We start from the raw sequence: 11,808 nt of genomic DNA, 5'->3' as shown, positions 1-11,808 counted from the left end.
CGTCAGTCTTCGCGGGCGTCGCGGAGTGCCCTCTCAGCCTCGCGGACGGCCCGCTGCGCGTCCGAGAGACGGCTCCGCAGGTCGCGCTCGGTGCCGCGGGTCTCGGTGAGCTCGTCGGCGACGCGCTGCAGCCGTCGTTGCAGCGACTCTCGCTCGGCCTGGAGGTCGCCGCGCCGGTCGACCGTCTCATCCAGCTCGTCGTCGAGGGCGTCGGCGTCGTGCCGGGCGCGTTCGACGGCCTTCTCGGCGGCACGGATGCGTCGCTGGCGCTCGCGGCGCTCGCTCGGCGACTCCTCCGGCTCCTCGGCCTCCTCGGCCTCCTCGGCCTCTCCGGCCTCCTCGGGCTCTCCGGCCTCCGGGGACGCGCCGTCCTCGTCACCGTCGGCGGCCGGCTCGGCCGCCTTCCGCCGTCGGGCTTTCGGCGCAGGGAAGTCCTCGATCTCGACCGGCAGGGCGACCGCATCCGACACGTCGACCTGTTCGAGGCCCGTCGACTCCAGCGCACGCACCAGCATCCCGCTGCGCACCGCGGCCGCAGCGGCGGGGTCGATCACCGCCGCCTGCAGCGTCTCCTCGACCTCGCGCTGCACCGCCGGGCTGAGGTCGAGGCCCTCCGTGGTGCGCTGGAGAATCCGTTGGCGTTCCTGGGTGAGCGAGCGGATCTCGGCGCGGTCGCGCGCGGCGAAGGCGTCGCGCATCCGTGAGCCGATGTCGAGCACGTCGCCGATGAGGTCCGGGTGCTCGCGCACCAGCGCGTTGATGGCGGCGGCGGATGCCGACGGCTTCCGGAGGGTCTTGATCTGCTTGGCGGTGGACCGGTCGGCCGACGCCGCAGCGGCGTTCCGCCGGGCGATGAAGTCGTCGGATGCTCCGGCGTACAGCTCGCCGGCCACATCCCGCAGGTCCATGCGGCGAGTGTACGCGCAGAACGCCGCCGCGGCCGGGCGGGTGCCCGAGGCGCGGCGGCGTTCGAGGTGTCGGCGGCCGGCTCAGCGGCCGATCCGGCGCGTCAGGTGCGCGGGACCTTGGTGGCCTTCACTGCGGAGAAGTACTCGTTGGACGGGCGCAGCCACATCAGGACCAGCGCCACCACGGTGGCGACGAACTGGATGAAGCCGACGCCGTAGCCGGCGAGGACATTGAAGAGCGACAGAGCCGTGAGGACCGTGAGGATGATGCGGGCCCAGTTGGCGCCGCGGCGCATGAAGAACGCGAACAGCACGAAGGTCACCGCCCAGAAGATCAGCGTGACGATCGCCCACACGGTGGCGCCGGCGATGACCGCATCCACCACGGTCTGGGCGTTCTGGCCGTTGGTCTGGTTCGAGTCCTGGACGCTGCGCAGGAACTGGTCGCGCTGGCCGCCGATCGTGGCGACCGTGATGATGCCGCTGATGACGCTGAGCACAGCGCCGGCGACGTACAGCCAGAAAGCGATGTTGACGGTCCGCGGCGGCGCGGTGGGCGCGGCGACCGGCCCTCCGGCGGCGTTCCCGTACGACGCCGGGTAGGCGGCGGGCGGGGGCGGGGGCGCGGCCGGGAAGCCCTGGCTCTCGGCAGGAGGCGTCGGTGCGGCAGGAGGAGTCGGTGCGGCAGGAGGCGTCGGTCCGGCTGCGGGGGTCGGCTCGGCTGCGGGCGGCGGGGTCGTCGGCTCGCCGGACCCGGCGGGGCGCGGCGTGCTCTCGTCGTCAGGAATCGTCATGCCGCGACCCTACTCCCGCGCGGAAGGACCTGACTAGGGGCGCGCGGGCGACGGCGCGAGCCGAAAGAACCCTCCCGATCCGCGAGGCCCAGCGGTCAGGCGGGGGTCTCCTCCGACCGGACGGCCGGTGCAGGGGCCGGGGCGGGGGACAGCGGCTGGGTGGCCGGGCCCTCCAGCACCGTGCCGTCGGGTGCGAACCGGGATCCGTGCAGTGGGCAGTCCCACGACAGTTCGGCATCGTTCCAGCGCACCACCCCGCCGAGGTGGCTGCAGACGGCGGTCAACGCGCACGTGGCCCCATCGACGGTGGAGACGGCGACGGGCGTGCGGCCCCGGCGACCGACCGTTCCGGTCCCTTCGGCGACGGGGGCGTCGCCGAGTTCGGGAGCCGTCTGGGCCGCCGCCCAGTCGGTCACGGCGGCCTTGCCGACGCCCGCGTTGATCGCCACGCCCGACGCGATGTCGACCGGCCGGGTGACTCGGTGGTGCAGGACGCGCGCCCACTCGAGCGTCTCGCCGGTGAGGTCGGCGGTGAGGCTGAGCGCCGAGGCGACGGCGTTGGTCATGCCCCATTTGTCGTAGCCGGTTGCCAGGTAGACCCGTCCGCGGCCGCGCGGCAGCCAGCCGACGAAGGGGATGCGGTTGGCCGAACGATAGTCCTGCGCTGCCCACCAGTGGGTGCGTTCGGCGCCGGGGAAGGTCCGCTCCGCCCAGGCGGTGAGGTCGGCGAGCTTCTCGGCAGGCGAGTCGGCGCGGCCGGCCGGGTGGCCGTTCCCGCCGACGAGCAGCAGCGTGCTGCCGTCTGCGGCCGTCGCGGTGCGGAGCGACCGCGTCGGGGAGTCCGCCGAGATGTACATGCCTTGCGGCACCTCCCCCGGCACGCGGAACGCGGTCACGTACGACCGGGTCGGCTCGACCTTCGCGAAGTACAGGCCGCGGTCGAGGATGGGCGTGCCTGTCGCGATGATGACCTGGTCGGCCCGGGCGGTGCCGGAGGTGCTGGTAACGACGGCCGGCTTGGCCGCCGACACGTCAGTCACGCGTTCCCCCTCGACGATCCGTCCGCCGAGCCGGCGGAACTCCGCGGCGAGGGCGGCGAGCACCTTCAGCGGGTGCACTTGCGCCTGGCCGGCGAGGGTCAGCGCGCCCTCCACGCCGAAGGGCAGCTCGGTGGTCCGCTCCTCGGTCGCGGCGAGGCCGGCGATGCGCGCGGCGGCGAGTTCCGCATCCAGCTTGTCCAGTCCGTCGAGCGTCGTGGCGTACGTGACGGCGTCCCGCACCTCGTACGGGACGCGCTGCTCCTCCAGGAAGTCGAGCAGCCAGCCCTGCCCCGCGGTGTTGCCGTCGACGTACGCGCACAGGGTCGCCTCGGAGGCGTGGCGCCGGATGGAGGAGAACGTCGTGCCCTGCAGCAGGCTCACCTTGCCGGTGGTGTTGCCGGTGGTGACCGCTCCGACGGTGCGCGCCTCGAGCACGAGCACGTGCATCCCCGAGCGAGCGAGCATGAGGGCGGTCGCGAGACCGGTCAGCCCCGCGCCCACGACGATCGTGTCGTAGTGCCCGTCCCACTCGAAGGAGTCGGTGGGGATGGGAGGGGCGGTCTCGAGCCAGAGGGACGTCGACGTCGGCATGTGACGAGCATCCCCCGTCACGCTGCTGTGTGGAAGCGGTTGACTTCAGGCCAGTGAATCGAAGTCGAACCAGAAGGCGTCGTCATCGTCTTCGCCGGAGGCGGATCCGTTGGCCGCAGGGTCGCGAGGGATGGTGGCCGTCTCGATGCGAACCCGGGTCTGCGCGGTGACGAAGATCTCACTGGGCGGACGGCTGGACTGCGAGATAGCGACGAAATCGCCGTCGCTTCGACTCGCCTCGACGACCCGGGCTTTCAGCTCCTCGACCGGGGCGCGGTCGACGAAGGTGAATCTCAGGTCGTCGATGTAGACGTGAAACACCTGCATTACCTCTCCCCGGTCGTCAGTTTCCTGCCCGATAGTACGCGGCGATGAGGGTTGCGCCAGTCCGGCCCCATTCCGGGCGTCGTCACATGAGATCGAAGTCGGTATCGGGGAGCTCGTCCGTCCCGTGCTCGACGTAGGTGGCGCGTTGCGGCCCGAGTGCCGCGATCTTGTGCTCGAACTCGGCGACGAAACGCTCGTCGTGGAGCTCGGCGCCGCCGTACTCCTCGTGCTCGGCGAGCATCTGGCTGGACGGCCCGAGCAGGAGAAGGACATCGTCCTTTCCGCCGCCTTCGGTCACGGCCGGCGCGCGCACCTCCGCCGCATCGTTGTTGTGGGCGAGTGCGGCGGCGAAGCGCACGAGGACATCGGCGATGTCGTCTCCGGTGAGGAGAGAACCGCTCGCATAGTGGATGCGCTTCATCACCCATCCATACGATCAGGTGGTCCGCAGGTCAAGCTTCGTGCAGCAGACCTTGCGCTTCACGGGTGCCGCGCGTTCACTCGCGGCATGACCGATGCCACGCGCCCCCTGACCGCAATCGCCCTCGTCTGCACCTTGAAGCCCTCCCCGGGGGAGTCGAGCAGCCAGCTCCTCGCCCGGCAGGTGCTCGACGAGCTGGCGACGCACGATGTGACGGGCACGGCGGTGCGCCTGGCGGACTACGACATCAAGCCCGGTGTGCAGGTCGACGAGGGTGACGGCGACCAATGGCCGCACATCCGCGAGCAGATCCTGGCCTCCGACATCCTGCTGATCGTCACGCCGACGTGGATGGGCCACCTCTCGTCGATCGCGCAGCGGGCGCTCGAGCGACTGGATGCGGAACTGTCCGAGACCGATGACGCGGGACGTCCGCTCGTCGAGGGTAAGGTCGCCATCGTGGGGGTCGTCGGCAACGAGGACGGTGCGCACGGCATCATCGCGGACATCTTCCAGGCGCTCAACGACGTCGGCTTCAGCATCCCGTCGCAGGGCTCGACCTACTGGAACGGCGAGGCGATGGGGTCGGTGGACTACAAGGACCTGGACGAGACCCCCGAGGCAGTCGAGAGCACCAACGCGACCGTCGCGAAGAACGCTGCGCACCTGGCGCGCCTCCTCGCCGACCGCCCGTACTGAGCCCGCTGCGGGTTGATTCCGGCGGGGTTGATTCCCGCACGATTGCTCCTACGCTAGGGAGCGTCATTGCAGCGCCCCGGACCCTGGCGCCTCTGTCGTGAGAAGAGGCCTGGAGATGAAGTCCATACGTACCCGGGTGGGTACCTTCCTGACCGGTTCGGACATCGCCGATGCGGTGCTGAATCTGTCGGCGGCGTCCGCCAACGTTCAGCGCCAGGAGACCGTGGACATCCCGGTGGTCCTGGACCGCCGCATCCATCGTGCCCGTTTCATGGTCGGCTGGATGACGGACGTGTGCGTGCTGACCTCGGCGGAGGATGCGGAGGAACTGGAGGAACCGGCCGCCGTCATCGACCTGCTCGACCGGGCCGCCACGGTCGGCGTCCGCAGGGCGCGCCCGTTCACTCCCGAGGAGATGAGGACGCTTCCGGACCTCGATCCGGACATCGACCTCGACTGAGGGCACGGTGACCCCGTGGCCCTCACGCTACGGGCAAGCGGTCTTACAGTGGACACTGTGGGTGCTCAGGAGGACGAGGTGACGGGTGGCGATCGCCAGGAGCTGGCGCGCTCCTTCCTCCGTGCCCTGCCCGTGGCCGGCACCGCGGTCTCGACGATCGGCGATCTGCTCGGCACGGAGACGGTCGCGGCGAGCGATCCGACCGCGGCCCGCCTCGACGAGATCCAATTCGATCTGGGCGAGGGACCGTGCTGGGATGCGGTGAGGTTGCGTCGTCCGGTACTGCACCCCGACCTGCGCACGGTCAATACCGCGCTCTGGCCGGCTTTCACACAGGCCGTCCTCGCCGAGGACGTCCGTGCACTGTTCGCCTTCCCGCTGCTGGTGGGCCCGTTGCAGGTCGGTGCGGTGGATCTGTACTCGCGCCGCCCGATGACGTTGGACAGTGAGCAGACCCGGCGGGCCTCCGAGCTCGCCGACCGGACCGCCCGCCAGGTGCTGCAGCGGGCGCTGGCTTCGATGGCCGTGGAGCCGGGCGACGACTTCGCGACGGACGACAACCCGTATTCGCGCAAGATCGTGCACCAGGCGACGGGGATGGTGCTGGCGCAGCTGAGGATCAGCGCCGACGACGCGCGGCTGGTCATCCAGGCGCACGCGTTCGCGAACAACCGGTCGATGATGGAGGTCGCTCAGGACATCCTGGATCGCCGACTCGACCTCTCCGAGCCGGACACCGCTCCAGGGAACCCCTCATGACGGCGACGCGGGAGCAGCAGCTGGTGAGGGCGTTCGCGGTACTGGCCGACACGATGGTGGACGACTACGACGTCGTCGACCTCCTCCAGACGCTGGTCGAGACGTGCAACGACCTCCTGGGGACGACCGCCTCCGGTGTCCTGCTGGCCGACGACAACGACGAGCTGGATGTGGTCGCCTCCACCAGCGAGGCGAGCCGGCTGGTCGAGGTGATGCAGTTGAGCGCCTCCGCGGGGCCGTGCATCGAGAGCTTCCAGACGGGGCGGGTCGTCTCCGTCCCCGACATCAGCCGGTCGCCGGAGGAGTGGTCGAAGTTCCGGGCGAAGGCGCTCGACCTCGGCTTCAACGCGGTGGACGCCGTCCCGATGCGGTTGCGGGATCACACGATCGGCACCCTGAACCTGCTGCGTGCCGAGACGGGCGAGCTTCCGGAGGACGACCTGATCGCGGCGCGGGCGTTCGCCGACGTCGCGACCATCGGGATCCTGCACGAGCGCACACTGGCCGAGAGCAGCCGGGTGCGCCAGCAGCTGCAGACCGCGCTCGACAGTCGCGTGCTGATCGAACAGGCGAAGGGCGTGGTGGCGTACACCCGCCGCATCTCGGTGGAGGAGGCGTTCACGGTCATCCGCGAGTATGCGCGCTCGCATCAGGCTCGCCTGTCCGTGGTGGCGCAGGCCATCATCGAGCGGACTCTGGAACTCTGAGTCCCTGTCGCGGCTAGCATTGCCGCGTGCCCGAAGCCCCCGCCGATGCTGCCGTCGTCGCGCGCCTGCGTGCTGCGGGATGCGTCTTCGCCGAGGACGAGGCGCGTCTGCTGATCGAGGCGGCCGGTTCTCTGGCGGAGCTGGAGGAGCTGGTGTCCCGGCGGGTGGCCGGCGAGCCGCTGGAGCCGCTTCTCGGCTGGGTCGACTTCGGCGGGCTGCGCCTTCACGTGGAGCCCGCGGTGTTCGTCCCCCGCAGGCGCACCGAGTTGCTCGCCCGGCGGGCCGCCGCGCTCGCCGCGGACCACATCCGCACCCACGGCCGCGCGGTCGTCGTCGACCTCTGCTGCGGCGTCGGGGCGATCGGCGCCGTCGTGGCTGCGCTGGCCCCCGGCGCCGACGTGTACGCGGCCGACCTGGACCCGGTCGCCGTCCGTTGCGCCGGGCTCAACCTGCCCGCCGGCAGCGTCTTCGAGGGGGACCTCTTCTCCGCGCTGCCCTCCGAACTGCGTGGTCGCGTCGACGTCCTCGCCGTGAACGCGCCGTACGTGCCGACCGAGGCGATCGCGCTGATGCCGCCGGAGGCCCGCGACCACGAGCCGGCGCGCGCGTTGGATGGGGGAGCCGACGGACTCGACTTCCATCGCCGCATCGCTGCGGAGGCGACGGACTGGCTCGCCCCGGGCGGATCGCTGCTCATCGAGGCCGGGGAGGAGCAGGCGGGCGTATCGGCCGCCCTCTTCGTTGCGGCGGGCCTGGCGGCACACGTCGAGTCCGACGACGAACTCGGGGCGACCGTCGTGATCGCCGCCTCCCTTCACTAGGCGCCCGGCGCAGCGGCCGCATCCCTTCCGGGGTGGGCGTCTCGGGACTACCGTGCAGAACATGAGCACGCTCGCCGCCGCGCGGCCCATGCCGGTCGACCGCGTCCGCCAGTCCCTCGTCATCGCAGGCACGGTGGTGGCTCTGGTGGGAGCCGTGGTCGGGTCCGGCTTCGCGGGCGGGACGCCCATCCCCGAGGTCGCCGGCGGAGCATTGAGTGCGGATGCGACGCTGTTGGCGCCCGCCGGTCCCGCGTTCGCGATCTGGTCGGTGATCTACGCCGGTCTCGTCGCCTACGCGATCTGGCAGGCTCTTCCGTCGCAGGCCGCCCGCGAGCGTCAGCGGCGGGCGGGGTTCTGGGTGCTCGCGTCGCTCCTGCTGAACGCCGCGTGGATTCTGTCCGTGCAGGCCGGGCAGCTCGCGCTCTCGGTGGTCGCCATCCTTGCGCTGCTGGTGGTGCTGGTCGTGGCGTTCGTCATCCTCCGCCGGAATCCCGGTGACTCGACGGCCGACGGCATCCTGCTCGACGGGGTCATCGGCCTCTACCTGGGATGGGTGATGGTGGCGAGCGTCGCGAACGTGACGTCGCTCCTCCAGGTCGCCGGGTTCGACGGTTTCGGCGGCAGCCCGCACGCCTGGGCGATCGGGATGCTGGCCGCCTTCACCGTGATCGGGTGCGCACTCGCCGTCTGGGACGGCGGCCGGTTCGCCCCCGCCGTCGCGTCGGCCTGGGGTCTGGCGTGGATCGGGGTGTCGCGGCTGACCGGATCCCTGCCCTCGGCTCCGGTCGCGATCACGGCGTTCGCCGGGGCGGCGCTGATCCTGCTCGTCGCGCTCGCCGTCCGTGTCGCCCGGCCGACGGGCGGCCGCCGCCGCTGACCGCGACGACCCCCGACCTCCCGTACGCTGGGGAACGTGGGCGGTGTACTGACCGGGTTCGGGATCATCGCCTTCGTGATCCTCGTCGGCTACCTGGCAGGACGCTTGCGGATCGGCGGTCCGACCGCACCGTTCGTACTCAACCGGATCGCGTTCTTCGTGACCAACCCGGCGCTGCTGTTCGTGACGCTCGCCCGCGCCGACCTGCACGTCGTCTTCTCGACGCAGCTGCTGGTGGCGGCGATCGCCGCCGTCGTGTCGGCCGGGCTCTTCGTCGCCCTGTCGCGCGCTTTCTTCCGGGCGAAGGCTCCGGAGACCACCATCGGGGCCCTGGGAGCCGGCTACGTCAACGCGAACAACATCGGGCTCCCGGTGGCCGTGTACGTGCTGGGAAGCGCGTCGTTCGTCGCACCCGTCCTGCTGCTGCAGTTGATCGTGTTCGCTCCGATCGCGCTCACGGTGCTCGACTCCACCAGCCGCGGGTCGGTGTCGGTCCGGTCGATCCTGACCCAGCCGGTGCGCAACCCGATGATCATCGCCTCGCTGCTCGGCATCCTGGTCGATGTGAGCGGCGTGAAGCTGCCGGATGCGGTGTTCAAGCCGTTCGAACTGCTCGGCGGGGCCGCCGTTCCGCTGGTCCTCCTCGCGTTCGGGATGTCGCTCGTCGGCTCCCGTCCGCTGCAGGCGGGGGCCGGGCGCGTGCAGATCATCGCCGCGGTCGCCCTCAAGTCGGCGGTGATGCCGCTGATCGCCTTCGCCGCCGCGCGCTACCTCTTCGGTCTGGAGGGGCAGTCGCTGTTCGCCGCGGTCGCGCTCGCCGCCCTGCCGACGGCGCAGAACGTCTACAACTTCGCCGCGCGCTACGAGCGCGGGGTCGCGGTGGCGCGCGACGTCGTGCTGCTCACCACGATCTTCGCGGTGCCGGCGCTGCTGCTGATCGCCGCGCTGCTGGCCCCGTGAGCTGCGAGCAGAAGCAGCGCCCGGAGGCTCAGCGCCCGGACCCTCAGCGCCCGGAGTCGAGCGAGCGGAGGTAGTCGGCGTTGCCGCGCACGGCCGCCTCGTAGCGCAGCAGGTCGGGTGTGCGGATGCGGTCGGCGGCCAGCTCCATCAGCTCTGCGACCGCCCGATCGCTGCGACCGGCGGCGTGCAGCGACAGCGCGTGCCAGACACGAACGGATTCCGACTCCGGAAAGAGATCCCGCGCGCGGTCGAGCGCTGCAAGCGACTCGTCGAAGCGGTCGAGGTTGCGGAGCGTGCTGCCGTACTGCAGCAGGCAGCGACGCAGGGTGTCGCCCGTCAGCCCCGCAGCGAGCGCGCGCTCGTAGTATCCGGCCGCCGTCTCTTCCTCACCCGCGGTGTCGTAGGCGCCCCCGACCTCGTAGAGCACGTGCGGGTCGGTGGGATGCTCCTCCAGCACCGCGAGCAGCGCCGCGATGGTGGGTGCCATGTCGCCCCGGTCGCGGGCGTCGAACAGCTCCTTCAGGCGTGTGAGCAGGGCGGGATCGGTCGTGACGGACATCCCGCCACCCTAGACCGGCGACGGCTGCGACAGGACGACACCGCGCAGTGGCGCGGGCAGTTCGTCGGGGCCGAGCGCTGCGGTGAGGACGGCGCCGTAGTGCTCCTTCCGGCCGGAGGTCGTGCCGAGGAAGCGGTGGAGCTGCGCTTCCACGGGCCGCGCGCGCTGCGCAGGCTGCTGCTGGAACATCCAGAACAGCCGGAGGTCGCCCTCCTCCTCGAGCACCGCCTCGGCCCTGCCGATGCCGAGGGCGCGCAGAAGCTCGGCCTCCAGGTCGGGGCGGCAGGTGTAGATGTCCGGCGAAGGGAGCCCCGCCCGCTCGAAGAAGCGCACCTCGCCCGCATCACACAACCCGCGCAGTCGCAGTCCTGCCCCGTCGGGCCCGAGCTCCGCGGCGAAGCGGCGGACGCTCATCGCGCCGCCCATCGGCACCACCGAGACGCCCCCCGACCCGAGATCGACGTCGAGCAGTCTCGCGGCCTCCAGAACGGCAGCGCGGTCGCTGGCCCCCTCGACAAGGATCACCGACGTGGTGCTCGTGCGCTCTGTCGTCACGGGGACATTGTGCCCCCTGCGCGAGGGCTCGGTCAGCCGAGGACGGCCTCGTGTGCCGCCTCCAGCAGGCGGCCGGTGCGGAACTCCTCGTGGGCCGTGACGGTGAGGACGGCGCCGTGCGCGTCGTCCACCAGCACGTACTGGCCGTAGCGCCCATCGAATCGCCACAGGCCCGACGGGCCCTCCCACGTCCCGATGCCGTAGTGCGCAGACGTCGCGGCCTCGCCGGTCTCGCGCCAGTCCGTGTGCATCCCGTCGATCCAGGCGGCGCTGACGATACGCGAGCCGTGCCACTCGCCTCGGTCGCGCAGCACCCGGCCGATGCGCGCCAGTTCCTCCGTACGCAGCAGCAGACCGCTGCCCGCGACGATGTGACCCAGCGGGCACCGCATCCACTGCGGGTTGTCGATTCCGAGCGGCTGGAAAAAGCGGGGGATCAGCCAGTCGCGCACATCGCCGACGGCGGCGCCGAGCATCCGCATCGCGACGTAGGTGCTCGCGTCCGAGTAGAGGAAGTGCTCCCCCGGACCGCGAGTGGGGTGACGCAGCATCTCCTGAGCGAGGTCCGGGCCCGGCACCGGCTGGTCGCCGAACCAGACGAACGGGATGCCGCTCGACATGGTCAGCAGCTGGCGGAGGGTCACCCGCTCCACCCCCTCCCCGAGCTCGAACTGCGGGAGGGCGTCCGCGACGGAGGTGTCGAGCGAGAGGAGGCCTTCGTCCACGGCGATGCCCGCGGCCAGGGCGCTGACACCTTTGGATACGGAGTACAGGTTGACCCGGTCGTCGCTGCGCCAGCGGTGCTGAGCCTCTTCGTCGCCGACGAGCGCATGGGCGCCGTAAGCTCCCAGACCCTCCTGGTCGACGGTGCGGACGAAACGGGCCAACAGGGCTTCGGCGGCGGTCATGTCCCTATTCTGGCGACCTGCCGCACGCGAGGCATCCTTGTCCTCCCTGTTCGGGCCGCGTTACGCGTGTTCGGACCCTGTCGCGTTTCGCCGCTCGCGCGTACCGTGCACGCCATGAAGATCATCACCTTTGCCGCAGGAGTCGCCGTCGGTTTCATCATCGGGTCGCGCGCAGGCCGTGGGGCCTACGAGGACATGCGCCGCAAGTGGCGCGGGTTCGCGGAGTCCGACACCATCCAGAACGTGAAGGGCGACGTCAAGGACTTCGCCGGGCGTGCCGCATCCGATGTCGGGGGCAAGGTCAGTGAGACCGTCAGCAAGGTGACCGATAAGGCGTCGGCGAAGATCGACGAGGTCACCGGCAAGGGCGGGAACGACTCCGGCCCGGCCTCCCCCGCTCCCGCGGTCTGACTCGATTTCCT

The 11,808-nt window shown here is 71.1% G+C and carries 16 protein-coding genes; 8 read left to right on the top strand and 8 right to left on the bottom strand.

Translation table 11 applies throughout. The features are described 5' to 3' along the window. Positions 1 to 2: 2 nt before the first annotated feature. The 5 genes from AB4Z18_RS17785 to AB4Z18_RS17765 all read right to left on the bottom strand — a co-directional run bounded on the left by AB4Z18_RS17785 (position 3) and on the right by AB4Z18_RS17765 (position 4,081). The gene (locus AB4Z18_RS17785) at positions 3 to 908 is read right to left on the bottom strand and encodes a hypothetical protein (protein ID WP_441784095.1); all 906 of its coding nucleotides are present in this window, start codon (positions 906 to 908) and stop codon (positions 3 to 5) included. A 101-nt stretch (positions 909 to 1,009) separates the two neighbouring features. Next, positions 1,010 to 1,702: a hypothetical protein gene (locus AB4Z18_RS17780; protein WP_441784094.1), complete on the bottom strand. Its 693-nt coding sequence runs from the start codon at positions 1,700 to 1,702 to the stop codon at positions 1,010 to 1,012. Positions 1,703 to 1,797: 95 nt separating this feature from the next. Then, positions 1,798 to 3,333 carry an FAD-dependent oxidoreductase gene (locus tag AB4Z18_RS17775; protein WP_441784093.1) on the bottom strand — a complete coding sequence of 512 codons (1,536 nt, stop codon included), beginning with the start codon at positions 3,331 to 3,333 and terminating at the stop codon, positions 1,798 to 1,800. Between the two features lie 45 nt (positions 3,334 to 3,378). Next, positions 3,379 to 3,660, bottom strand: coding sequence for a hypothetical protein (locus tag AB4Z18_RS17770; protein ID WP_441784092.1), 282 nt, complete (start codon positions 3,658 to 3,660; stop codon positions 3,379 to 3,381). Positions 3,661 to 3,742: 82 nt separating this feature from the next. Continuing rightward, positions 3,743 to 4,081: a hypothetical protein gene (locus AB4Z18_RS17765; RefSeq protein WP_441784091.1), complete on the bottom strand. Its 339-nt coding sequence runs from the start codon at positions 4,079 to 4,081 to the stop codon at positions 3,743 to 3,745. An 87-nt stretch (positions 4,082 to 4,168) separates the two neighbouring features. Between AB4Z18_RS17765 and AB4Z18_RS17760 the strand changes: the two genes are divergently transcribed. The 7 genes from AB4Z18_RS17760 to AB4Z18_RS17730 all read left to right on the top strand — a co-directional run bounded on the left by AB4Z18_RS17760 (position 4,169) and on the right by AB4Z18_RS17730 (position 9,364). Further along, the gene (locus AB4Z18_RS17760) at positions 4,169 to 4,780 is read left to right on the top strand and encodes a flavodoxin family protein (RefSeq protein ID WP_441784090.1); all 612 of its coding nucleotides are present in this window, start codon (positions 4,169 to 4,171) and stop codon (positions 4,778 to 4,780) included. Positions 4,781 to 4,895: 115 nt separating this feature from the next. Continuing rightward, positions 4,896 to 5,240 carry a hypothetical protein gene (locus AB4Z18_RS17755; RefSeq protein WP_441784089.1) on the top strand — a complete coding sequence of 115 codons (345 nt, stop codon included), beginning with the start codon at positions 4,896 to 4,898 and terminating at the stop codon, positions 5,238 to 5,240. A gap of 57 nt (positions 5,241 to 5,297) precedes the next feature. Beyond that, the gene (locus AB4Z18_RS17750) at positions 5,298 to 5,999 is read left to right on the top strand and encodes a GAF and ANTAR domain-containing protein (RefSeq protein ID WP_441784088.1); all 702 of its coding nucleotides are present in this window, start codon (positions 5,298 to 5,300) and stop codon (positions 5,997 to 5,999) included. Then, entirely contained in the window at positions 5,996 to 6,706 is a 711-nt protein-coding gene (locus AB4Z18_RS17745; RefSeq protein WP_441784087.1) for an ANTAR domain-containing protein, read from the top strand. The genes AB4Z18_RS17750 and AB4Z18_RS17745 overlap by 4 nt, the downstream gene beginning before the upstream one ends. Before the next feature lie 26 nt (positions 6,707 to 6,732). Continuing rightward, positions 6,733 to 7,527 (top strand): putative protein N(5)-glutamine methyltransferase, encoded by a 795-nt coding sequence (locus tag AB4Z18_RS17740; protein WP_441784086.1) that lies wholly within the window; start codon positions 6,733 to 6,735, stop codon positions 7,525 to 7,527. Positions 7,528 to 7,588: 61 nt separating this feature from the next. After that, positions 7,589 to 8,404: a tryptophan-rich sensory protein gene (locus AB4Z18_RS17735; RefSeq protein WP_441784085.1), complete on the top strand. Its 816-nt coding sequence runs from the start codon at positions 7,589 to 7,591 to the stop codon at positions 8,402 to 8,404. A 36-nt stretch (positions 8,405 to 8,440) separates the two neighbouring features. Then, complete coding sequence (locus AB4Z18_RS17730) at positions 8,441 to 9,364, top strand: AEC family transporter (protein ID WP_441784084.1); 924 nt, start codon at positions 8,441 to 8,443, stop codon at positions 9,362 to 9,364. Positions 9,365 to 9,407: 43 nt separating this feature from the next. Here AB4Z18_RS17730 and AB4Z18_RS17725 read toward each other — a convergent pair whose 3' ends face one another. The 3 genes from AB4Z18_RS17725 to AB4Z18_RS17715 are packed head-to-tail and all read right to left on the bottom strand — an operon-like array spanning position 9,408 to position 11,386. Next, the gene (locus AB4Z18_RS17725; protein WP_441784083.1) at positions 9,408 to 9,923 is read right to left on the bottom strand and encodes a tetratricopeptide repeat protein; all 516 of its coding nucleotides are present in this window, start codon (positions 9,921 to 9,923) and stop codon (positions 9,408 to 9,410) included. Between the two features lie 9 nt (positions 9,924 to 9,932). After that, on the bottom strand, positions 9,933 to 10,478 hold the full coding sequence (locus tag AB4Z18_RS17720) for a TOPRIM nucleotidyl transferase/hydrolase domain-containing protein (RefSeq protein ID WP_441784082.1): 546 nt from the start codon (positions 10,476 to 10,478) through the stop codon (positions 9,933 to 9,935). Between the two features lie 32 nt (positions 10,479 to 10,510). After that, positions 10,511 to 11,386, bottom strand: coding sequence for a serine hydrolase domain-containing protein (locus AB4Z18_RS17715; RefSeq protein WP_441784081.1), 876 nt, complete (start codon positions 11,384 to 11,386; stop codon positions 10,511 to 10,513). Positions 11,387 to 11,500: 114 nt separating this feature from the next. Between AB4Z18_RS17715 and AB4Z18_RS17710 the strand changes: the two genes are divergently transcribed. Next, positions 11,501 to 11,797 carry a hypothetical protein gene (locus tag AB4Z18_RS17710; protein WP_441784080.1) on the top strand — a complete coding sequence of 99 codons (297 nt, stop codon included), beginning with the start codon at positions 11,501 to 11,503 and terminating at the stop codon, positions 11,795 to 11,797. Positions 11,798 to 11,808 lie beyond the last annotated feature (11 nt).

The sequence above is a fragment of the Leifsonia sp. 2TAF2 genome, from assembly GCF_052115085.1.
In the GTDB taxonomy this organism is placed as follows: Bacteria; Actinomycetota; Actinomycetes; order Actinomycetales; family Microbacteriaceae; genus Leifsonia.
The sequence above is the reverse complement of the archived record's forward strand: the minus strand, read 5'-3'. Positions and strand labels throughout refer to the sequence as shown.